Annotated in this window: 11 protein-coding genes and 1 pseudogene; 5 read left to right on the top strand and 7 right to left on the bottom strand. The window is 72.9% G+C overall.

Annotated features, from left to right (window positions below):
- Positions 1–29: 29 nt before the first annotated feature.
- The gene (locus LNK82_RS37760; protein WP_230571725.1) at positions 30–6,695 is read right to left on the bottom strand and encodes a LamG-like jellyroll fold domain-containing protein; all 6,666 of its coding nucleotides are present in this window, start codon (positions 6,693–6,695) and stop codon (positions 30–32) included.
- 386 nt (positions 6,696–7,081) lie between these two features.
- Here LNK82_RS37760 and LNK82_RS37755 point away from each other — a divergent pair, with 386 nt between their 5' ends.
- Together LNK82_RS37755 and LNK82_RS37750 are read left to right on the top strand one after the other, a co-directional pair.
- Positions 7,082–8,371, top strand: coding sequence for a choice-of-anchor B family protein (locus LNK82_RS37755; RefSeq protein ID WP_230571648.1), 1,290 nt, complete (start codon positions 7,082–7,084; stop codon positions 8,369–8,371).
- A gap of 100 nt (positions 8,372–8,471) precedes the next feature.
- Positions 8,472–9,344: a DUF8832 domain-containing protein gene (locus tag LNK82_RS37750; RefSeq protein WP_230571647.1), complete on the top strand. Its 873-nt coding sequence runs from the start codon at positions 8,472–8,474 to the stop codon at positions 9,342–9,344.
- Positions 9,345–9,464: 120 nt separating this feature from the next.
- Here the strand turns inward: LNK82_RS37750 and LNK82_RS47260 are convergent.
- From LNK82_RS47260 to LNK82_RS37735, 4 genes and pseudogenes are all read right to left on the bottom strand, one after another.
- Positions 9,465–9,899: pseudogene (locus LNK82_RS47260) on the bottom strand (serine hydrolase); the annotation flags it as partial.
- Positions 9,799–10,419 carry a serine hydrolase domain-containing protein gene (locus LNK82_RS47255; protein WP_268997741.1) on the bottom strand — a complete coding sequence of 207 codons (621 nt, stop codon included), beginning with the start codon at positions 10,417–10,419 and terminating at the stop codon, positions 9,799–9,801. The gene LNK82_RS47255 and the pseudogene LNK82_RS47260, both read right to left, overlap by 101 nt.
- A gap of 214 nt (positions 10,420–10,633) precedes the next feature.
- Positions 10,634–12,076 carry an alpha/beta hydrolase gene (locus LNK82_RS37740; protein ID WP_230571646.1) on the bottom strand — a complete coding sequence of 481 codons (1,443 nt, stop codon included), beginning with the start codon at positions 12,074–12,076 and terminating at the stop codon, positions 10,634–10,636.
- Positions 12,077–12,222: 146 nt separating this feature from the next.
- The gene (locus LNK82_RS37735) at positions 12,223–14,316 is read right to left on the bottom strand and encodes a hypothetical protein (RefSeq protein WP_230571645.1); all 2,094 of its coding nucleotides are present in this window, start codon (positions 14,314–14,316) and stop codon (positions 12,223–12,225) included.
- 260 nt (positions 14,317–14,576) lie between these two features.
- Between LNK82_RS37735 and LNK82_RS37730 the strand changes: the two genes are divergently transcribed.
- Complete coding sequence (locus tag LNK82_RS37730) at positions 14,577–15,959, top strand: DUF4241 domain-containing protein (RefSeq protein WP_230571644.1); 1,383 nt, start codon at positions 14,577–14,579, stop codon at positions 15,957–15,959.
- 111 nt (positions 15,960–16,070) lie between these two features.
- Complete coding sequence (locus LNK82_RS37725; RefSeq protein WP_230571643.1) at positions 16,071–17,093, top strand: LLM class flavin-dependent oxidoreductase; 1,023 nt, start codon at positions 16,071–16,073, stop codon at positions 17,091–17,093.
- Between the two features lie 9 nt (positions 17,094–17,102).
- On the opposite strand, the gene LNK82_RS37720 is transcribed toward LNK82_RS37725, so the two are convergent.
- Together LNK82_RS37720 and LNK82_RS37715 are read right to left on the bottom strand one after the other, a co-directional pair.
- Positions 17,103–18,227, bottom strand: coding sequence for an ARPP-2 domain-containing protein (locus LNK82_RS37720; RefSeq protein ID WP_230571642.1), 1,125 nt, complete (start codon positions 18,225–18,227; stop codon positions 17,103–17,105).
- Between the two features lies 1 nt (position 18,228).
- Positions 18,229–19,632: a hypothetical protein gene (locus tag LNK82_RS37715; RefSeq protein WP_230571641.1), complete on the bottom strand. Its 1,404-nt coding sequence runs from the start codon at positions 19,630–19,632 to the stop codon at positions 18,229–18,231.
- Between the two features lie 350 nt (positions 19,633–19,982).
- Here LNK82_RS37715 and LNK82_RS37710 point away from each other — a divergent pair, with 350 nt between their 5' ends.
- A complete protein-coding gene (locus LNK82_RS37710; RefSeq protein ID WP_230571640.1) occupies positions 19,983–23,171 on the top strand; it encodes a S8 family serine peptidase in 3,189 nt (1,062 codons plus the stop codon).
- Positions 23,172–23,193: the final 22 nt, after the last annotated feature.

Genomic DNA, 23,193 nt, shown 5'->3' with positions numbered 1-23,193 from the left:
CCGTGCGCCGGGAACGGGATCCGACGGGGTCAGAGGCTGGACAGCACGTAGCCGAGCTGCTTCTCCGGCAGGACGCCCGCGCCTTCGCAGTTGTCGCTGCGGGTGGTCATGTGGCCGCCGTAGGGCAGCAGGCACCGGTACAGCGCGTGGCTGGACTGGCCGGCCGGCGCCTCGGTCCACACGTAACCCAGGCGCGCCACCAACTGCGCCCCTTCGCACGCCGCGTCGAGCGAACTGAACTCGTCACGCCCGCGCAAGCAGCTGAACAGCGGCTGGGTCCCCGGCTGCTGCGTCATCGCGACCAGACCACGCGTGCTCTCGGCCCGGTAACCCGGATAACCGCCGTGCACGGTCAACTGGTGGTGGCCGGTGTACGGGTCGAAGTACCGCCTCAGCGGCGCGTAGGCGATGGTGTGCCCGATCAACCCCTCGTTCACCACGCCCGGCACGCCGTCGCACGCCGCGTCGTTGGACTCGAAGTGGTCGCGGCCGGCGCGGCACCGGTGCACCGGCAACGTCGGCACCCCGGACGGGGGCGTGAGGTCGTACACCGTGCCCGCCACACCGAGCTTCACCTGCCCCTCGCAGTCCTCCTGGAGCGACGTGAACTCGTCGACGCCGAGGAACAGGCACGCGTACAACGTCCTGGTGCCCGACACCGAACCCGTCGGTTGCAGGCCGAGGGGCGTTTGGAACCGATAGCCCGCCGGGACCTCCGCGAAGGGAGCGGTGTGGCTCCCGGCGTCGCCGGCGGTGTAGCGGTCGCCCGCGGCGTTGACGAACCGGCCCAGCTGCCCGCCGAGCGGCAGCGGGTAGGACGAGCGCTGCTGGATCTCGTCGGCCGGCGTGACGCCGAGGGCCACCCGCACGTCGCTGACGGCGCCCGCGAAGAAGTCCGCGGCCTGGCCCTGCCGCTTGCCCCGGCCGACGGTCAGCACGCCCGCCTGCCAGCCGACCGCGCCGTCGCGGACCCCCGCGAGCCGGCCGTCGACGTAGAGCCGCAGCTGACGTGCACCGTGGTCGTACACGCCGACCAGGTACGTCCACGCGCCCACCACCGGTGGTTGGTCGGACACCGCGGACACCGGGGCCGCCGCGTCGTCGTCGCGTTCGGGGATCGCGAACACCCAGCGGTCGAGCTCGGCGCGGTACTGGAGCACGAAACCGCTCATCCGCTGCCCGTCCTGGGCGAACGCCGTGCCGGTCTTGGTCTTGCCGTCCAGCCTGACCCACGCCGACACCGTCCGGCTGTCGAGGTGGTTGCCCGCGCCGTCGGCCGCGACGCCGGCGCCGTCCACGCCGTTGAACTTCAGCGCACCGCCGATCGGACCCTTCGCCCAGGTCGTCCCGCCGGTCAGCTTGAAGTCGTTCTTCCGGTAGGACACGTCCTTGGCGGTTGTGCCGGTCGCGTCGTCCATCGGCCAGTACCCGACGCCCGCGGGCGGCACGTCGTCGTGCACCGCGCGCACCTCCGCGTCCGTCAGCACCCCGCCGAACGTGCGGACGTCGTCCACCGCGCCGTGGAAGAAGTCGACGTTCTGCCCGCCGCGCTTGGCCCGGCCGACGCTCAGCGGCCCGTCGGCGGCGTTGAGCGTGACACCGGACCTGGCGCCGACCACCTGGCCGTTGACGTACAGCTTCAGCAGGTGCGCCGTCGCGTCGTAGACCAGGCCCAGGTGCGCCCAGCTGTCGCGCGGGGTCGCCACCGACGAGGTGAGCGTGGTGACGGTGGAGCTGTCGGCGCCGGGCGCCGCCACCACCCACCGGTCCACGCCGCCGACGTCGAAGTACAGCTGGAACGCGCTGGCCTGATCACCGTCCTGGGCCAGGAACGTCCGGCGCTGCGCGGCCACCCCGCTGCGGTAGGCCCACCCGGTCACCGAGAAGCTCTGATCGGTGTGCACCGGTGGCCGCGCGGTCTGGGCGTGGGCCGCCGTCGCGCTGTCCAGCCACACGCCGATCGTGCCCCGGCCGCCGTGCCACCTGGTGCCGGTGAGGGTCATGTGGTTGTCCCCCACCGAGTCCCCGGCCACCGAACCGGTGTTCTCGTCGAACGCCCACCGGCCGGCCGGGACGGGCACCTCCGCCGGCGGGTCCTGCGCGGGGTAGGAGGCGACCAGCGCGGTGACCCGAGCCGGGTCCAGCGTCCCGGTGTAGACCCGGACGTCGTCCACCTTGCCCGGCCAGTACCGCTGGTGGGAGCCGTCGACGGCGCCGCGGCCGACTTGCAGGCCGCCGGCGGAGTTCCACGGCGTGTTCAGGGTGCCGTCGCCGACCCGCGCCCCGTTGACGTAGAGCCACAGCTTGCCGATCGAGGCGTCGTACACGCCGGTCAGGTGCACCCAGGCGTTGATCTCCGTCGGCAGCGTCGACACGGCGGCCGTGGCCACCACACCACTACTGGCCTCCGACTCCGGCATGCTGAAGAACCAGTGGCCGTGGGTGCGCGTGTCGGGGTCGTACTCGTGCCCGAGCTGGAACTTCCCGTTCCGCTCGCCGTCCAGGCCGACCGCGGTCCGGATCGACCCGTACGGCCCCTTGTCGTTGAGCCACACCCACGACGACACGGTGAAGCTGGTGTCGACGCGCAGGTCGACGCCGGTGGTCGACACCGCGCCGGACACCCCGTTGAACACCGCGGCGCTGCCCGTCCGACCGGGGCCGAACGACGTCCCGCCGACCGGTGTGCCCGCCCGGCCGCCGACCGCGTCGCCCGCGTTGTCGTCGAAGCGCCAGTTGTGCACCAACGACAGGTCGCGGCCGGCGAGCTGGGCAGCTTCACCGGCGAAGATCGACCGGCTGTACACCCGCACGTCGCCGATCGCGCCGGGGAAGTAGTGCGCGGACTCGTCGTTCCACCTGCCCCGGCCGATCTGCAGCCCGCCGGCGGCGTCGAACGCCGCCTTGTGCGCCGCGGAACCCGCCGACACCCCGTTGACGTACAACTCGATCTGCCCGGCCCGCGCGTCGTAGACGCCGACCAGGTGCGTCCACTGGTCCTTCTGCGCGGACCCCGGCGAGGCGACCCGGTCCGGCGTCGGTTGGCCGGCCACGTCGGCGGGCATCGCCGCGAACGACCAGCGCCCGTCGGGCGTGGTCTGGAGGAAGAAGGCGGAGACGTGGCCGCCGTCCTGCGACACGGCCGTGCTGGTCTCACCCACCCGGTCGAGCTTCACCCACGCGGCGACCGAGAAGCTCTCGTCCGTCTTCACCGTGCGGGGCGCCGACACGAAGTCGGTCCGGCCGTTGAGGCTGAGCGCGAGGTTCTTCGGGTCGGGGTTGGCCGAGTAGCCGCCCGCGGTGTAGCCGGGGGTGCCGGAGGGCGTCGCGTTGCGACCGCGACCCGAGCTGTCCATCGTGTTGCCGTGCAGCTTCCACCAGCCCTCGGTCACGTTCGACTGCGCGACGATGGCCTGCACCTCGGTCTCGGACAACGCCCTGCTGTACACCCGCAGCTCGTCGACGTTGCCGTGGAACGCGTTCGCGCACTCCTGTCCCGCCCACTTCGCGCACCCCACCTGGAGCGGTCCGGCGGCGTTCCACGACCCGGCCGCGTGCGTGGCCGTGCCGGCGGGCCGACCTTCGACGTAGAGCCGCAGTTGCCCGGTCGCGGTGTCGAAGACCCCCGCGACGTGCGTCCACTCGTCGATCTGCGCGGTGACCGTCGACAGGACCCGGTCGCCGGTCTCGGCCGCGGCGTCCGTCCTGGGCATTGCGAACTCCCACCGGCCGCCGTCGGCCGGCTGGTACCGCAGGGTGAACCCGGAAGTGGCGGAGCCGTCCTGGCCGACGACCGTGCGCACGGCGTCCTTGCCGTCCTTGTCGATCTTCACCCACGCCGCCACCGACAGAGCCGTGTCGGTGCGCACCACCGGACCGCTGCTGAACGCGTGCACGCCGCCGCCGTCGAAGTGGACGCCGCCGCCGATCGCGCCGTCCGAGGTGAACGCGTTGCCGGCGCTGAGCACCAGCGCCTGGCCGCCCGCCGAGTTGCCCGCCGTCGACCCGGTGCCCTCGTCGAACGTCCAGTGCCCCGCCCGCACGTCCGCGTGGGAGACCTGGCTGCGGATCGTGGCGTGGTCGAGCACCCGGTCGTACAGGCCGACGTCGTCGATCGCACCGGGGAAGTACCCGGTGACCTCGTCCCCGGCCTTGGCGCTGCCGATCCGCAGCCCCGCCGTGGCGTTGAACGCCGGTGGGCGGACGTGGGTCCCGGCCTGCTCTCCGTTGACGTACAGGTACGCGCGGCGCGTGGCGCTGTCGTACACGCCCGCCAGGTGCGTCCACGCGTCCTCCTGCGCGGGCTGCGCGGAGAGGGCCGCGGTCGGAGTGGCGGTCGCGGTGTCCGACGTGGTCATGGAGAACGACCACCGGCCGTCCGCCAGCACGCCCAGGCGGAAGCCGCTGGTGTGCGCGCCGTCCTCGGCCACCACGGTCCCGTCGGCGCCGAGCTGGTCCAGCCTCGCCCACGCCGACACCGAGAAGCTCTTGTCGGTGTCGACCGACGACGCCGCGGTCACGGTGCGGGTCGTGCCGTTGAGCTGGATCGCCGAACCGACCGCGCCGGGCACGTAGGTCGGCTCGCCGACGGCCGTGCCGTGGCGGTCGCCCAGGTAGGCGTCGTCCTCCGCGTTGCCCTCGAACGAGTAGTGCGCGCGCGGACCGTTGCCCGCCCGGACGTAGACCCGGTACTCCTCCGTGTCGCTCGGCTTGCCACCGCGGTTCACCGCCTGCACGTACAGCGTCTGCGGACCGTCGTGCTCCGGGGCCAACCGCACGGTCGCCGGGCCGCCGAGCGACTGCGCGTCCACCTTCTTCGTCGGCGGGTACTGCCAGCCGTAGAGGTAGTGGTCGACCGCCTTGGTCGCGGGCGTGATGATGCCGCCGGAGGGGATGCTGAAGGTGAAGTCACCGAGCACGCCGACTCCGCCGTGCCACTGGTTGTCGTCGCGGTACAGCGCTCCCCGGACCAGCGGCGTGAGCGGCTTGACCCGTTCCACGCCGAACGGGCCCGGCCCGTTGGCGGTCGGCCCGTCGGCCGTGCCGTCGTTGCCGCGCACCGTCCAGGAGACCTGCTGCCCGTCGCGCCCGACCAGGCTGACACCCTCGTTGAACCAGTTGTTCGACCCCAGGTAGCCGCCCACGCGGTCGTTCGCCTCGCCGCTGACGCGCCACACCGGCCTGAGCGAGTCGCCGTCCCGGTCGGTCAACCGCGCCTGGAGGGTCACGCTGTCCGTGGCCAGGTACGGGATCCCGCCGCACCACCGGCACGGCGCCGGCAGCGGCGGGTCGGTCCGCAGCTCCGCCGGCGCGTCCGGTTTGCGGTTGTAGTTCACCGAGAGCTTCACGCCTGCCGAGTCGTACTTGCGCCAGGAACCGTTGCCGCCCAACACCTTGTCGGCCGCCTTGAGCAGGTACTGCGACGGGCCGGTGGTGTTGACCGTGGTGGTGTTGAACCACGCCTCGGAGTACGTGCAACCGCGGTGCACGGCGGGGATGCCGTCGTTCGACACCAGGTAGCCCTTCGGCGGGTCGAAGGTCAGGGCGTCGAAGGACTGGTCCATCGCCCACATCTCGTGCGTGGTGGTCGCGCCGCCGCAGCCGGCGTAGCTCCACACCGTCGGCGCCTTCAGCGTCGCGCTGATGATGTCCGCGCCGGCCAGCGGAGCGGTGTCGAACTGGAAGTACGACCGCGTGTTCCAGTTGCCGTCGTCGGTGTGCCCGACCTTCGCCGGACGGCCGGTCCAGCTGCCGTCGGACATCGTCTCCTCGTCGTTGGCGTTGCCAACGTAGACCTGACCGGTCCGCTCGTAGCCGACCGCCCACCGGGCCGGGCCGGGCGTGTACCAGCCCGGGTCGACGACCACCGGGTAGCTGGTCAGCGGATCGGCCAGGAGCGCCTGGTCCGGGACCAGCACCAGGCCCGAGCCGTCCTTCCGCACGGCGACGGCGGCCTCGCGGCGGTGGTTGGCCGGGTCGGCGCGGTCCGCCGCCCGCGGCTGCGGCCGGTCCTTGGGCGGCAGGGGAACCTGCGGGCTGTCCCACATCAGCGACCGCTGCGCGGCGAACACCGGAGCACCGGCGCCGTCGACCAGCTCGACCGCGCCGTCACCGTGCACGCGCAGGTCGAGCCCGTCCGCCTTGGCGTCCATGCGGATCCCCGCCAGCGCGGGGTTCTTCGCGGCGTCGCGGTTCTTGATCACGAGGTGCTGGGTGAAGCCGTCCGCGGTGGCCCGCATCCGCAGGTCGACGCCGGGCAGCACCTCGCGGTAGGTCGCCAGGCTGCCTTCGAGCACCGGTTCCGGCAGCTCACCGGGCCACGACCAGTCCATCGCCCGGCCGCCGCGGGACAACCGGGCCAGCGGCCCCCGCCCGCCGGCGGACAGCGTCACGCCGGCCGTCGTCGACCTGGCGGCGATCGAGCCGTCCGACCGGACCTCCAGGGTGGTGTCCACGGGCGCCCACGCCGCGCCGTTCCACACCCGGACGGGTCCGGGGCTGAACTCGGCGGTGTGCACCCCGTTCGGCTCGACGAACACCGTGCTCGTCTCGGTGCGCTGACCGGTGATCTCGACCCGGCTGCCCTGGGCGCGCGCCGCCTCGACGGCCTCGGCTTCGGTCGCGGCCTCGGTCACCGGCGCGGCGGGCGGCGGGCCGGCCGGCGCGGCGTGGGCGACCCCGGCGGTCACGGGCACGGTCAACGACACGATCGTCAAACCGGCAAGCAGCAGGGGCGCGGCGCGCAAAAAAGCACGCCGCGCCGCAAAGCGACGCACCACGGAGGGCCCCCTCATGAGCAACCAACGCGGTCACCACCGACACGCGCCGCTGAAGCAGGGGAAGTGTCTGCTCGAAACCCCGTTGTCGGCAAGGCTTTGCACGTCGCACGGCTAAGACGAGCGTCACACCGGGCAAGAGCTTCCCAATCCCGCCGGCATGGGATACCGCGTGCCGGGCCGGAGTGCAGACGATCGGAGGTTTTCCCGGGTGCGCCGAACCTCCTAACGTCGGAGGCGATCGGAAAACCCTGCTCCCGGCCGCGTGCCAGCGGTCCGGGATTTCCGAGAGGAGTGCGACTCCGATGAAGATCCTGCGCACGACGGGGCTGGCGGTGCTGATCGCCTCCATGGTCGCGATGTCCATGACGGCGGCCTCCGCGCACGACCCCGACACCCCTGAAGGACAGGCCGCGGTCCGCGCCTTCCTCACCGACCACCTCCCCGCCGACCGGCACGCCGTGGTCGGCGCCGCCGCCGGCGTGCCGTGCGTGAACGGCAAGGCCGACATCTACCCCTGCAAGAACGTGGACCTGCTCAGCGTGCTGCCGCTCGCCTCCATCGGCGGCGGCAACGGCAACGACATCTGGGGCTGGACCGACCCGTCCTCCGGCAAGGAGTACGCGATCGTCGGCCGCACGAACGGCACCGCGTTCGTCGACGTGAGCACGCCCACCTCGCCGAGGTACCTGGGCAACCTGCCGTCCAACGGCGGCAGCAGCAGTTGGCGCGACATGAAGGTGTACCGCGACCACGCGTTCATCGTGGCCGACGCCATCAGCGGCCACGGGATGCAGGTCTTCGACCTGACCAGGCTCCGGGCCGTCACCACGCCGCAGACGTTCGCCGCGGACGCGTTGTACAAGGGCTTCGGCCCGGCGCACAACATCGCCGTCAACGAGGAGACCGGCTACGCCTACGCGATCGGTTCCAACACGTGCCGCGGCGGGCCGCACATCGTCGACATCCGGACGCCGAAGTCACCGACCCAGGCCGGGTGCGTGTCCCAGGACGGCTACACCCACGACACCCAGTGCGTCGTCTACCGCGGCCCGGACCAGGCCCACCGCGGCCGGGAGATCTGCTTCAACTCCAACGAGGACACGCTGACCATCGTCGACGTGACCACGAAGTCGGCGCCGGTTCAGCTCGCCCGCGCCGCCTACTCCGGCGCGCAGTACTCGCACCAGGGCTGGCTGACCGAGGACCAGCGGTACTTCCTGCTCGACGACGAGCTGGACGAGTCGCGCAGCACCGACAAGCGCACCAAGACCTACATCTGGGACCTGGCAAGGCTTTCCTCGCCCGTGCACACCGGCACGTACAGCTCGCCGGCCACCGCGATCGACCACAACCAGTACATCAAGGGCAGGTACTCCTACCAGGCCAACTACCAGGCGGGCCTGCGCATCCTGGACGTCGGCCAGGTCGCCTCGGCCCGGCTGACCGAGGTCGCGTACTTCGACATCTACCCGGCCGGCGACGCGGCGCGGTTCAACGGGGCGTGGAGCAACTACCCCTACTTCGCCAGCGGCATCGTCCTGGTCAACGGCATCGAGCAGGGCTTGGTCGTGGTCAAGCCCAACCTCGGCTGACGGCGACCGGCTCGACGCCGCCAGTCCCGACGTGCCCTACCCCGTGCGCGGCCGCCGGTCGCGCACGGGGCCGCCGTCCCGCCGGACGTGAGGAGTGACGATGCGCAACCTGCGCCTCACCGACTGGGTGTTCGTCGTCCTGGCCGCGGCGATCGTGGTGGCCGGGGCGCTGGCGCTGGTCCGGACCTCGCCCGGCCCCGCGCACTCGGCGCACCAGCGAACAGCGGACCTGGTCCCCGCCGCGCACAGCGACGGCCTGTCGGAAGCCGAGAGCGGCTACCGGTTCGAGCGGGTCACCGTGCCGTCGACGCGCGGCCCGGCCGTGCCGGTCGCGTTCCGGATCCTCGGGCCGGACGGCCGGGCGCAGACGCGCTTCCTGGACGACCAGACCAAGCAGCTGCACTTCTTCGTCATCCGCGACGACATGCACGTCTTCCAGCACCTGCACCCGACCCTGGTCGGTGACACGTGGCACGTCGACGTCCGGCTGGACGACGGCGGCGCGTACCGCATGTTCGCCGAGTTCGTCCCGCTCGACACCCTGGACCCCCGGCACCCGGTGGTGCTCGGCGTCCCGTTCAGCGTGCCGGGTGACACCACCCTGGTCCCGGTGCCCGCGCCCGCAGCCGTCGCGGCGACCGCCACCGGGTTCACCGTGACGCGGGTGGACGAGCCGGCCCAGCCCACTCCGATGCGGCCCCAGGAGTTGCGCTTCGCCATCCGCGCCCCCGACGGCTCCCCGGTCCGCACGCTCGAACCGCACCTCGGCTCGTACGGGCACATGACCGGCTTCCACACGATGCTGCTGTCAGCCACCCACCTGCACCCGGTCCAGCCCTTGGGCGTGCCGCTGGTCGACGGCGAGCTGACCTTCCAGGCGACGTTCGCCGACCGCGGCGAGTACCGGCTGTTCCTGGAGTTCGCCCACGGCGGCGCCGTGCACACCGCCGCGATCACGGTGGCCGTGGCCTGATCCGGGCTGCGCGCAGAAGGCGAGGTCGAACGCGTGCAGCAGACGCGTCATGGCCGCGCCACCGGTCAGCGCGGTGATGTAAACCGTTGCCGCACGGCCCGAGCCGTCCCGACCGCTGACGTTCGCACCGCCGCCGCCGGCCAGGTCGCCCCCGTGCGCCCAGCCGTAGCCCCCGCACGTGAGCGGCAATCGGGCCGGCCCGAGGCCGTACTCCACGTCCGGTCCCAGATCCGGAGCCGGGACGGCAGTGCGCATCTCGGCCAGTGCCCAGCCCGGCAGCAGCCGGCCACCGAGCAGCTCCTGCCAGAACCGGTCGAGATCCGACGGGGTGGACACCATCGCGCCGGACGCGCCCGCCCACGACGGCTCGAACGCGGTGACGTCGACGAGCGGCCCGGTCGGATCGGCCTCGTCCACGGTGTAGTTGTGGGCGTGCGTGCCGCGGATGTGCCGCTCACCGGCGGGCGGCCAGTACGTGTCCGACAGGCGGGCGGGCCGGATCACCAGCTCGGTCACGGCCGTGCCGATGTCCCTGTGCGTCAGCCGCTCCACCATCATGCCGATGACGCTCGGCCGCCTCGACCGGCTCCTCCGACCCGCCGGGGTCCACGAGGGAAACGCAATCCGGCAGCCCGCTGGTGCTCTGCAGCAGTTGGCGCACCGTGATGTGGCGGCCGTCGATCCCGCTCCCCTGCCCGGTGCCGCGAACCACTCCGGGCAGGTACGTCTCGATCGGCGCGTCGAGCCGGACCTGGTGCCGGGCGACCAACCGCAGCACGGCGACCGCGGTGAACGTCTTGGTCGCGCCGGCGATCCGGAACCGGCCGCGGCCGTCGACCATCGGCCGGCCGGTGCCCGACTCGGCCGTGCCGGACGTGACCGTGACCGACCCGCCACGCCGGTCGCGCACCTCGGCCGGCGCACCGGGAACGCGGTCGGCGCCGGTCATCAGGTCGAGCTGGGCCCTGATGGCCGCGACATCGGTGATCGGAGCACGCTCGGCGGTGGCCGGTGCGGACGACGCGGCGCCGACGCGACCACGGCGACGACCACCGCGGCTTGGCGGAATCCCCATGGCTTGATTCGCACGGATCAAGCCTGTGGCGTGGCCCGGGTGTGCGGCAATGGAGGCTGCACCAGGACCGACGGTGGGCCTGGACCCACCCGCGGGCGATCACCCGGCTCGCGGTCACCGGGTTCAGCCCGGTTCCGCCGGCGGGACACCGTCCCGCCGGCGGGACACCCGTGCTCGTCCGGACCACGGCGTGAACACCGGGTTCTCGCACCGATCAGGGACAGGTGACGTCCCGCCCCGGCCTGGTGGCGCCGGTCAGGAAGTCGGTGACGACCCGATCGCCGCAGGCGTTGCCGTTGGCCACGTAGGCGCCGTGGCCGCCGGACTCGACGACGACCATCCGCGCGCGGTCGCCGAGGGCTTCGCGCATGCGCAGGGCGCCGGTGAGCGGCGTGGCCGGGTCACGGCGGTTCTGGACCAGCAGGATGTCGCCCGGGCCGTCGGCGGTCACCAGGGTCGGGCGCTCGGTCGGCCGGCGGGGCCAGAAGGCGCAGGGCTGGACGTTCGCCGGCATGCCGTCGGTCAGCGGGTGGGCCGCCCGGTCACGCGCGACGTCGCCCGCGTAGTCGTGCTCGGCGCCCGGCCACGCCACGTCGTTGCACGCGGTGGCGACCTGGGCGGAGACCAGGTTCTGGAACTGGTCGGCCGGCGGCGCCGGGATGGGCGGCACCGGTCCCCCGGTCAGCGCCGCCCGCAGGAACGCGGCCGCCTGCGGGAACGAGGCGTCCGCGTAGAGCGAGTTGAACACGACGGCGCGCAGCGTGGCGCCGGTGACGTCGGGCCGCGGGTCCCGGTCGAGCTCACCGGCCAGGCGCAGGTAGGTGGCGCGCACGGCCGCGGGCGTCGAGCCGAGGCCGTAGCTCGCGTCACGGGCGGCGGCCCACGCGGCGAAGTCGGGGAAGCGGTCCTCCGCCCCGGCGGCGAAGTTGGCCAGCCAGCCGCGGGCCACCCGGCGCGGATCGGGATCGCCGTTGCTGTCGAGCACGACCCGGTCGGTGCGGCGGGGGAACATCGTCGCGTACACCGCGCCCACGTAGGTCCCGTACGAGGTGCCCCAGACGGACAGCCGCGACTCGCCGAGCGCACGGCGGATCCGGTCGACGTCCCTGGCTTCGTTGCGGGTGGAGATGCTCCGGAGCACCGCGCCGCCGTTGCGGGCGCACGCCCGCGCGATCCGCTCGGCGCGCCCGGTGGCGGCGGAGGTGTCGCCACCGGGTCCCGGCCACGGCAGGAACGCGGTCGGCTCGAGGTCACGCGGCTCCAGGCCGCACGAGACCGGTGCGCTGTGCCCGACCCCGCGCGGGTCGAACCCGACCAGGTCGTACCGGTCGAGCACCTCTCGCGGCAGCCGCAGGCCGTGCGTGGTCGGTCGGGCCAGGCCGGCGTTGCCGGGGCCGCCCGGGACCAACAGCAGCACCCCGCGGCGTAACTCCGGCCTCGCGGTGCGGATGCGCGACACGGCGACCGGGATCCGCTCGCCGCCGGGTTGCCGGTAGTCCAGCGGCACCCGCACGGTCGCGCACTCCTGCCGGGCGTCCACCGGTCCCACCGAGGCGGGGCAGGCCTGCCACGCCACGGCGGGCTCGCTCGCCGCCGCCACCGGCGTCACGAGCCCGGCCACCACCACCAACGTCATCGTGCCGAGGGTTCTCTTCATGACGCCAGGATTCACAACCCCGCGCCCGACGCCCATCCGGTCAGCCACAGGGCGTCAGTAGGGCCTGCCGCACCGCCGAGAAGACGACTGTCCGGTGTGGACAGGATCATCCACACCGGACGGTCGGCTTTCGGCGGAGGTTCCGCCTACGCGCGGTGCGGGCGGTTCAGGGGCACCGCCTTCGGTGCCGTCACCTGCTCACGCGTGGCCTGTCCGCGGGTCGACGCCGAAGCGGTCGACGACGGCGGCGGGTCGTAGTAGAAGGTGCCCACGACGTCCACCAGGACGTGGGTCGAGCCGTAGTTGTTGTAGACGTGGAACCCGTACTCGGGGCCGATCATGGTCTGCACGGCGTTGGGCACGATCGCACCGACGGCCGGGTTGAGGTTGGACGTGTTGGGTCGGCCCAGCCCGTCGTAGCCCGCCGGCCACACCGTCAGGAAGGTGGGCGCGGTCGGCTGGACGGCGGTGACGTTGGTGGCCAGCGCCCAGACGTCCGGACCCGCCAGGGAGTCGGGCGCGACGATCGTCGCGGTGGTGGCGGTGCCGAGGGCGGACGGCCAGCCCTGACCCGCGCGGGTGTCGGCGATCCGGCTGGGCACGGCGGGCTCGAAGCGCAGCCCGCCCGACAGCGAGCTGTCGTCGTAGAAGCCGACGATGTCCACGATGACGTGGGTGTCCTGGCTGGTGTACACGCCGATGGACGGCGTGCCGTTACCGCTGCCGCAGTCGCCGCACGGGATGCTGAGCACGACCGCGAAGTTCGTCACGGTGCTGTTGGCCCCGTAGTTCAACGTGGACGTGTCCGGCAGGCTGGGGCCGTAGCCGCTCCACGCGGTGAGGAAGCCGGGTGCGTGCGTCTCGGTGGCGGTGATGTTGACCGCGAAGGCGCGGATCCTCGGGTTGGTCTCGGCGTCCCACGACGCGGACACGTTGAAGTAGTGGTCCGCCGGGAGCCGGCCGATGCCCCACTCGCGGGTGTCGGCCAGGCGCACCGGACTGGCCAGCGGGTGGTACTGCCCGCCCACGGCCGTGCTGCAACAGGGGCGGCCCTTGGAGTAGTACCCGTTGACGTCGGCGATGAGGTGGACGGGCGCGCCGTGGTTGTAGAGGTTGACCGCGCCGTCCGCGCCCACCTTCACCGTGACCGAGTTGGCCCCGGTCCACCCCGCCGTGTAGTTCAGCGAGGAGGCGGTCGGGCGGGTCACACCGGTCGGGTACAGGGAGACGTAGCCCGGGCCGGAGGGCTCGGTGACGGTCACGTTGAGCACGACGGTCGACGCCTCGGCCGGCACCCCGCCCTGGCCGGTCAGCTGCAGGCGCACCGTCTGGCCCGAGTCGACCGTGGCCCGCGGCGCACCCTTGCCGGCGCGGGTGTCGAGCACGCGGGAGGGCGTGAGCGGGTAGTAGGTGCCCCGGTCGCCGCGCGCGTCGTAGCCCTCCAGCGACAGCAGGCGCCTGACGTTGCCCCCGACGGAGTTCTCCAGGAGGGTCAGCGTCGCCGTCTGGGCACCGACCGCGGTGGCCGTCGGCGTGACGGTCAACGCGCACTTCTGGCCGTAGGAGAGGGTGTTGCCCGAGCAGGTGTTCGCGGTGATCTGGAAGGCGGTGGGGTTCGGGCCCGACAGCGACGCCGCGCCGAAGGTCGTCGGCAGGGTGCCGTTCACCTCGACCGGCACCTGCATCGACGTGCCCGGCTCACCCCACGGCTGCCGCCCGAACTGCAGGCGGTAGTCCCGGCTGTCGGTGGCCCGGTAGCCCACGTCGGCCTGGAACCGGATCTCGCCCCTGGCGGTCTGGCTCGTGCCGTTGCAGTTCATCGAGTAGTCGGCCGCGAACGCGGTGAACTGACCGTTGCTCTCGTCGTAGACGGCTTCGTGGACGTTGATCGTGCCCGAGGTCGCCGCGGCTCCCTCGCAGCCCTGCCCGTCGCCGCCGATGTTGAACACCGTGATCGAGTCCGACGTGTAGAAGCCGGTCCTCGCCGGGTACGACCGGCCCGCCTCGAACCGCGTCCCGTTCGGCGGCGACAGGTTGAAGTCGTGGTGGTGGCCGTTGCCGGACGCCATCATCGACAACGCGTACCCGTTGGCGTTCTGCTGGAACACGTTCACCGTGCTCCGGGATCTCTCGTAAGAGTAGCTCCCGTCGATGTAACCCCAGCCCTCGAAGTGCACCGAGAGGGCCGTGTACGGCGCGGCGGGCGGCTCCGCGGCCGCGGCGGCGGGTGCACCGGCCACCAGTGTCGTCGCGACAAGAAGCGCGGCGGCGCAGGCTCCAGCGCCACGGAAAGTGCGCAAACCATCCCCCAGGTCACAGTGGCTGCGACAACAGGAATCCCCGTGTCCCGCGCAGGATAAGCACCCGTACTGGTGCGCGGCAACAAACTTCGGAACTCCTCGGTCGACGGCGCGGAATGGACGCGGAATGCTGACCGAATGCGCGCGCCCGCACCGGAATGCGTCACCGTTGCCGGTGGTGTCCAGTAAGGTCGCGATCCGTGAACCCGCCGACGCACGGGGACGAGACGGGCACGCGCCTCTCGCGGCGAACGGTGCTCCTGGCCGGCGGCCTCGTCGCCCTGACGGCAGGCGGGTTCCTGGCGCTGTCGAACGTCCGCAGGCCACCCGCCCGGCCGCGGCCCGACCTGGAGAACCTGCCCGTGGCGGACGTGCCCGCGCCGACGGACGAGCCGGTGGAGGTCGTGTACTGCGCCGGGTGGGACTCCGGCGCGCGTGCCCCGGTGTCGCCCATGTCCGAGTCGGTCGCACGCGCCCAGGACGCCGCCGGCGGCCAGTACGCCGTGGTCCTGCTCGTCGGTGGGACGGCGCGGGCGGTGGTGGAGGTGTGCTGGGCGGAGCACCACGCCGAGCTGTGGCACGTCGACGCCGACGGTCGCCGGTACCGGGGCGTCGCGTACCGGCGTTGGCCGGACGGGCGGTTGCGGCTGTTCGAGGTCCGCAGCTGGGACTACGCCGGGTCGGGCGCACCGGAGTTCGACGGCGATCAGCCGACGTTCCGGGCCCGGGTCCGGCGCGACGCGACCGCGACGATCGGGACGGTCGGGATCACCGCCGTGCAATCCGACGGCAGCACGCTCCAGACCTCGCGCGACTGGTCGGACTGGCCCGAGTCGGCGCAGCCGCCGGAGAACGTCACCGTGCCCGCGGTCGACGGCTGGCCGGGGTTCGCCGGGCTGACCGGCCCCGCGACCGCCCGCTCCGGGCCCGCGGTCGTGCCCACCCACTTCCCGTGGCGACCGCCGCGACCGCTTCAGCCGCGTCACGTCACGGAGACCGTCACCGACGGTGCGCGGTTCCACACCCAGGACGGCCGTGTCCTGACCGTCCGGCGGATCCCGGTGGGCGCGATCCGGTTGCCCAGCGGCAGGGTGGTCGTCGCGGACCCCGGCGGGCTCGACGACGGTGCCACGCCGCTGGCCACGACGGCGCCGCCCGGCGAGTACCCCGTGGACGTGTTCCAGGTGGTGGAGGACGGGGCGGCGCACACAGCCACGACCGTCGCGTGCCGGGTGCGGATCACGGACGCGCCCGTCACCTCGTGGCACCTGGCGCTGCTCGACGGAGACCACGAACTGGCGCTGGGCGACGGCGAGTTCTTCGGCAACCCGGTCGACACGGCCACCCTCTCGCTGGTCGACCAGACCGGCGTGACGGCTTACCAGGAGGCCGAGATCGAGGCGGCCATGAGCGGCGACGAGCCGTTCACCACCCTGTCCGCCGAGGGCACCGACCTGGTCGTCGTGAAGGGTTGGAGCGACGGCGCGAACCCCGTGTGGCTCGGCCGCAACGAGGACGGCGCGCTCGGCTGCTACGTCCTCGACTTCCTCGTACCCGAGCTGGCCACCGCCCGACCTGTTTGACCGACCGGGCGCGCCACCGATGTGAAGCGATTGCTCCGCTGCCCCTCGTGTCGGATCCGTCGCCACGAGTAGTTGAGGAATCAACCAGCTCGACAACGCGTTTCCACGGGCGTGAAGAAAATCGGATTCCTGTCCTTCGGGCACTGGTCCGACGGGCCGCACTCGCGCACCCGGTCGGCGTCGGACGCGCTCTTGCAGGCCGTCGACCTCGCCGTGGCCGCCGAGGAGCTCGGCGCGGACGGCGCCTACTTCCGGGTGCACCACTTCGCCAGGCAGCTGGCCTCGCCGTTCCCGCTGCTGGCCGCGATCGGCGCCAGGACCGAACGCATCGAGATCGGCACCGGCGTGATCGACATGCGCTACGAGAACCCGATGTACATGGCCGAGGACGCCGGTGCCGCGGACCTCCTCGCGGGCGGCAGGCTCCAGCTCGGCATCTCCCGGGGGTCGCCCGAGCAGGTGATCGACGGGTGGCGCTACTTCGGCTACCGCCCCGCGGAGGGCGACACGGAGGCCGACATGGCCCGCAAGCACGCCGAGGTGCTGCTGACCGTCCTGGAGGGCGAGGGCTTCGCCCAGCCCAACCCGCGCCCGATGTTCCCCAACCCGCCGGGGCTGCTGCGCGTCGAACCGCACTCGCCCGGCCTGCGGGAGCGGATCTGGTGGGGCGCCGGCTCCAACGGCACCGCGGTCTGGGCGGCGGAGCAGGGCATGAACCTGATGAGCTCGACCCTGAAGAACGACGAGGGCGGCGCGCCGTTCCACGTCCAGCAGGCCGAGCAGATCCGGGCGTTCCGCAAGGCCTGGTCGGAGGCCGGGTGGTCGCGCGAGCCACGCGTCTCGGTCTCGCGCAGCATCTTCGCCCTCACCACCGACCTCGACCGCGCCTACTTCGGCGACGACGGCGGTAGCACCGACAAGATCGGCTACCTCGACGCCGACACCAGGGCCGTCTTCGGCCGCACCTACGCCGCCGAACCCGACGCGCTGGTGGAGCAGCTGGCCGGGGACGAGGCCATCGCCGAGGCCGACACGCTGCTGCTGACCGTGCCCAACCAGCTCGGCGTCGACTACAACGCGCACCTGCTCGACAACGTCCTCACCCACGTCGCCCCGGAGCTGGGCTGGCGCTGACCCCGGCGGTCAGCCCGCGCGGTAGCGGGCGAGGACGTCCTCGCGGAGCAGCGCGCCGAAACCGGCTGTTTGCAGGCGTAGGCCCAGTTGCGACTCGGTGAGGCGCAACGCGGTCGCGGCGGTCGCGAGGTGCCAGTCGTGGGCCGCCAGGATGGTCAGCAGGTGGCCACGGCGGATCTGGGCCTCCGAGAGGCGAAAGGTCTTCAGGTACGCCGTGCGGCCGTCGCGGGCGGTGATCAGTTCGCCGATGTGGTTCTCCTCCTTCAGGCCGAACTTCGGCAGGAACCGGGACAGCGTGTAGTCGCCCATCCGGTACACGCGGCTCGTCGCGTAGCTCTCGCCCAGCAGCCCGGCGGCCATCGTCAGGTCGTGGAACCGGGCCCACTCCGCCTGCTCCCGGACCGCCGCCGCACGCAGGTCGGCCAACGACGCCACGTCGTCCGGCAGCCGCACGTCGAACCGGGGCGCGGGCGTCGTCAGGGTCGCGTAGTAGTGGATCAGCTCGCCGTACATGTCCTGCACGAGGGTGGTGTGCAGCGCACGGTAGTCGTCCGGGTGCGGGACCACGAACGCCGCCGCCAACGCGTCGGCGACGTACACCAGCACGCCGCACTGGCCCGGGTGGATCTCGAAGTGCTTCAGCGCGTCGGCCAGGCCCTCGACCTCGGCGCCCGCGTACGCCTCCTCCACGCGCGGCGACAGGCCGCGGCGGACGGCGCGCTGCGACCACTCCTCCCACACGACCTCCGGGCCGCCGAAGTGCAGCGCCAGGTACCCCTCGACGGCCACGTGCAGGGGCAGGAACCGCAAGCGGTTGCGCTCGACCCGGCGCGCCATCCGGCGGTGGAAGCGCAGCCGCATGCCGTGCGCCGGCGGCTCGGCGCCCCGCTCCAGCTGCGTGCCGTACGTCGCGACCGGGGTGTCGTCGTCGGTCCACGTCGCCACGAAACCGTGCGGGATGTAGGACGCGTAGTACGTCCGCGGGCCCACGTCGACCAGGGCCGGGTCGTCCCCGTAGACGCGGTCGTGCAGCCGCAGCCCGGTGATCGGCTCGTCCCGCGTCAGCGGCACGAGCCGGACACCGCCCCACACCTGCGCCGCACGCGTGGTCAGCCCGGTCAGGTCGAGCTCCACGTCACCCCTCCTCCAGGAACTGGGCCACCCGGGCGTCGAAGTGAGCCCGCAGGTCGGCGAACCCGGTCCGGCCTTCGGTGAACCGGGCGAACTCGACCAGGGCGGGCACGTCCTCCGCGTCGCGCACGCCGACGGTCGGCACCGACCGGGCGAGCCGCTTCACGTCGAACTCGTCCGCGTCGTACACCGGGTTGAGGTGCACCGCGACCACCCGGCGCTCCGGGTCGAGCTTCGCCCGCCACACCCTCAACACCTCCGACGCGAGCCCGTACGGCGCGTTGTCCCAGCCGTCGGACACGATCAGCAGCCGGTCCGGCGCGTGCTCCAGCGCGTCGAGCACCCGCTCGCCCAGCGGCGTCATGCCGTGCGGGCGGGCCAGCAGGGCGTCGGTGCGCCCCGACGTCCACAGCGGCACGTACTCCGCCGCCAACTCCGCCAGCAGGTAGTGGCACGCCAGCGCGACCGCCAACGGCCGACGGCGCTTCTGCGCGGAGCCGAACGCCGAGAAGCTGTCGTCCAGCACGGCCGCGACCCGACCCCAGCCGCCCGCGGCCCGCCCGGCGGCCCGGACCGCCGCCGCGCGCAGCGCGCCGGTCAGCTCACCGCGCCGGTCGACCCGCTGCGGCACCGGCAGGGACAGGACGTAGGAGGCCAGGCGAGTCAACGGCATCGACCCGAGGTCGACCGCCACCGCGGCCTTGCCCCGCCGCGCGGACTCCTGCAACCGGAACCGCTCCAGCCTGGTCATCCGGGGCTCGATGCGCTTGAGGAACGTCGCCCGGTCGATCCGGTGCTTCGCGGCGAACCCCTCGGCCACCGTGTACGGCAGCTCGTACACCGACGCCTGCTCGTAGTGCGCGCGCCGCCACGTCTCCAGCAACGGGGTGTCGTACCGGCGGTGGTGGCCGGAGGTGAACAGGAACGGGCCCAGTTCGCCGTCCGGCGCGACGTGCGCGTGCCGCAGGGCCCCCTTCAGGGCGGTGCGGTACTTGACGGCGTCGAACGCCGGGTCGGACCTGGCCGCGACCCACTCGCGGATGATCGCGCGGGTGCGCCGGTTGTTCACCCGCGCCCGGCGCAACGCGCGGAACAGGTCGTACACGCGCTGCGGCGGCAGGGCGCGCAGCCGCCGGGCGATCAGCCGGCCCTCGACCCGCCGCTGGCCGTCGGTCGCGTCGCCGGTGGTCTCCAGCAGCTTGCGGACGATCAGCGCGGCGTTGTGGTCGTTGATGTCCAGCGCGAGCGCCGCGGCGTACAGGTCGCGGTAGTTGCCGATCACGTAGTCGTGCAGGAAGTCCAGCGACAGCCGCTGGTCGTCGGCGCCGCCGTGGAACTCGCGTTGGGACGTGGACGTCGTCGCCGCGTTGATGAACATCATCATGTCGTCGGCGGTGAGGGCGTCCATGCGTCTGCTCCGGGAGTGGTGTCGGGGCCGGCCGGGGAATGGGGGCGCGAGCAGCGAATCATCGCTTCACAGGCGGGTTCCGGAAGTCGCACCGGAGTCCCGCGGCCGGCCGGCGAACTGTAGCAACCACGTGGCCGGGTCCGCCGGGAATATCCGGCGGTCTCGACGAACGGACCGGTACCCGGTGAAGGCCGACGACCCGGGCGCGCCGGGTGGGATCCCGGGGCGACGGGGTGACGTGCCGCCGCACCGGTTCGGGCAGGCGTGCAGCAGAACGGGGGCCTGCCGCGTTGGGGCATCGACCGCAAGTGTCGACCGGCGACGTGTCGTCGGTTCACCCTGGAGGGCTGATGATCTACAGACGGGCTCTGCTCGCCGCGGCCGTCGCCGCCGGCGTGGTGGCGCCGGCCACCGTGGACGCGCCGGGTGCCGTCGCGGCGCCCGGCACGCCGTTCACGCCGACGGGGCCGACCGTGACGCTGCTGACCGGCGACGAGGTCACGCTCGGTGGCCCGGACGGTGCGAAGGTGCGTCCGGCCGAGGGCCGCGAGCACCTCACCTTCCACATCCGCACGGACGTGGAAGGCGACACCCATGTGATCCCGCAGGACGCGGCGTCGGCGCTGGCGCGCGGGAAGCTCGACCCGCGGTTGTTCGACGTCACCGAACTGGCCCGCACCGGCTACGACGACGCGTCCCGGGACCGGCTGCCGCTGATCGTGGACCACCCGGGCGCCACCCCTCGTGCGGCGGGCGCCCTGGTCAGCCGCGAACTGCCGGCCATGGGCGCCGCCGCCGTCTCGGTCGAGCGGTCGACCGCCTACTGGGCCACCGCGCAGCAGGCCGAGCGGGTCTGGCTCGACGGGCCGGTCCGCGCGAGCGTCGAGCACTCGGCGCCGCAGATCGGCGCGCCGGACGCGTGGGCCGCCGGCCACACCGGGCGGGGCACGACGGTCGCCGTGCTGGACACCGGCATCGACGCCACCCACCCGGACCTGTCGGACGCGGTCGTCGGTGAGCGGAACTTCACCGACAGCGACACCGCCGACGACCGGCACGGCCACGGCACGCACGTCGCCTCGACCATCACCGGCAACGGCGCGAGGCACCGGGGCGTGGCGCCGGACGCCGAGCTGCTCAACGGCAAGGTCCTCGACGACTACGGCAACGGCCTGGAGTCCTGGATCATCGCGGGCATGGAGTGGGCCGCGACCAGCGGCGCCGACGTGGTCAACCTGAGCCTCGGCAGCAACTCGCCGAGCGACGGCACCGACCCGATGTCCCGGGCCCTCGACCGGATCACGGCCGAGACGGGCGTGCTGTTCGTGGTCGCCGCCGGCAACGACGGCCCCACCGCCGGGACGATCGGCAGCCCCGGCGCGGCCGACGCCGCGCTGACCGTCGGCGCGGTCGACCGGGACGACCGGCTCGCCGACTTCTCCGGTCGCGGGCCCCGCCCGCGGGACGGCGCGGTGAAACCCGAGATCACCGCGCCGGGCGTGGGCATCGTCGCGGCCAAGGCGAAGAACGGCCGCATCGGCGCCCCCGCCGGTGACGGTTACGTCGCCCTGTCCGGCACGTCGATGGCCACCCCGCACGTCGCGGGCGCCGCCGCCGTCCTCGCGGGCCGGCACCCCGACTGGCGGGCGGAGCAGCTCAAGGCCGGACTGGTCGGCAGCGCCAGGCCGAACGACGCGTCGACCGTCGCCGAACAGGGCGCCGGCCGGGTCGACGTGGCCGCCGCCACCACGGCCGCGGTGTCCGCGTCGCCCGCGAGCATCACCAACGGCATCGCCCAGTGGCCGCACGACGACGACCAGCCGATCAAGACCACCCTGACCTACACCAACACCGCGACCGAGCCGGTCACGCTCGACCTCACCACCAGCGGAGCGCCGTTCACGGTCGAGCCCGCTCGGCTGACCGTGCCGGCCGGTGGTCGAGCCGGTGCGACCGTCACCACGGACACCAGGAGCGGCACGGACGAGGAAGTCCACAGTGGACTGATCGTCGCCACCGGCAACGGGCGGTCGGTCCGCACGCCGATCTCGGTGAACCGCGAAGCGGAGAGCTACGACGTGACGGTGAAGTTCGTCGGCTTCGACGGCGCTCCGACCGACCTCTACACGGCGCGGCTCATCGACGTCGCCAACCCGAGGGAGATCCCGCTCTACGACTCCTCCGGCACCGCCAGGATGCGGCTGCCGAAGGGCGAGTACTACTTCGACGCCACGATCGCGTTGCCGATCCCGGAGCTGCGCGACTTCCGCACGGCCGAGTTCGTGGAGCCCGCGCTGGACCTGACCCGGGACGTCGAGCTGGTCCTGGACGCGCGCGAGGCCGAGCCGGTCGGCTTCGACCTCGACAACCCGAACGCGAAGCCCGGCAACGGCAAGGTCGTGTTCCAGCGCGAGACCGCGTGGGGCGGCATCAAGGTGACGCAGTACCTGATGCGCGTCGGCGGCCCCGAGTTGGGCGCGGTGAAGCCGGCCACCACCAGGAGCGACGCGTTCACGTTCACCGTGGAGCAGCGCCTGGCCGAGCGGGACGGCGAGTCGTTCACCGGCTCGTCGCTCTACCACGTCCGGCACGTGGAGAAGGGCACCGTGCCGCAGGCGCTGCGGTGGCGTTATCGGGACCGGCAGTTCGCGAAGGTGCGTTCGGAGCACGCGGTGGCCACGTCCGGCAGGACCGGTCTGCGGGAGTCGTTCCTCCCGCTCCCGCTGCCCGGCACGCTGACCGAGTACTACACGCCGGGCGTGCCGTGGGACGGCGAGTTCACCGAGCTCTCCGACTCCGGTCAGGCGGTGTCGAGCGTGTACCAGGTCGAGCCGAGGAGCTTCCCGCTCGGCCGCACGACCGCGGAACGCTGGAACGCCGGCGTGTTCGGGCCGTCGCTGCCGAGGGGGCTGCACGGCCCGGCCGACTTCGCCGCCCGGGTCGGCGACCGCTTCAGCTTCGCGCTGCCGACGGCCACCGACCAGGGCCGGGGCCGGATGAACTTCAGCCTCGACGTCGCGGGAACCACGACGCTCCTGCGCGACGGCCGGGTGATCGGCGAGCACCCGTACGACGGCCTCGGCTGGTTCGACGCCGTGCCGGAGCGGGCGACCTACACCCTGCGCACCACCACGACCCGGCCGTCGGACCGGTTGTCCACCGCGATCAGCGCGGAGTGGACGTTCACCTCCGAGCGCGGCGGCGGGGAGGCGGTCGCGCTACCGTTGTCGGCCGTGCGGTTCGCGCCCGACCTCGACCACCGCAACGCCGCACCGGCCGGGAAGCGGTTCACGATCCCGGTGTACGTCCAGCGCAACGGGAGCAGCTCGGTCGGCGGGGTCTCGACGCCGGTCGTCGAGGTGTCCTACGACGACGGCGCGACGTGGCGACCGGCGGCGGTGCGGCGTGATCACGGCGGCTGGAAGGCGACCGTCGACCACCCGGCGGGCGCGGGGTTCGTGTCACTGCGGTCGAGCATCACCGATACCGAGGGCAACAGCCAGCGCCAGACGATCACCAGGGCGTACGCGCTGGAGTAGCGACCACCACGGCACCGGACCG

Origin of the sequence: Saccharothrix luteola (assembly GCF_020859565.1) — a bacterium.
Classification (GTDB): Bacteria; Actinomycetota; Actinomycetes; order Mycobacteriales; family Pseudonocardiaceae; genus Actinosynnema; species Actinosynnema luteola.
The sequence above is the reverse complement of the archived record's forward strand: the minus strand, read 5'-3'. Positions and strand labels throughout refer to the sequence as shown.

Excerpts from the sequence above, each read along its gene's own strand:
- LNK82_RS37755 (WP_230571648.1), top strand. The coding sequence starts at position 7,082 with ATGAAGATCCTGCGCACGACGGGGCTGGCGGTGCTGATCGCCTCCATG.
- LNK82_RS37750 (WP_230571647.1), top strand. The coding sequence starts at position 8,472 with ATGCGCAACCTGCGCCTCACCGACTGGGTGTTCGTCGTCCTGGCCGCG.
- LNK82_RS47255 (WP_268997741.1), bottom strand. The coding sequence starts at position 10,419 with ATGGGGATTCCGCCAAGCCGCGGTGGTCGTCGCCGTGGTCGCGTCGGC.
- LNK82_RS37740 (WP_230571646.1), bottom strand. The coding sequence starts at position 12,076 with ATGAAGAGAACCCTCGGCACGATGACGTTGGTGGTGGTGGCCGGGCTC.
- LNK82_RS37715 (WP_230571641.1), bottom strand. The coding sequence starts at position 19,632 with ATGGACGCCCTCACCGCCGACGACATGATGATGTTCATCAACGCGGCG.
- LNK82_RS37710 (WP_230571640.1), top strand. The coding sequence starts at position 19,983 with ATGATCTACAGACGGGCTCTGCTCGCCGCGGCCGTCGCCGCCGGCGTG.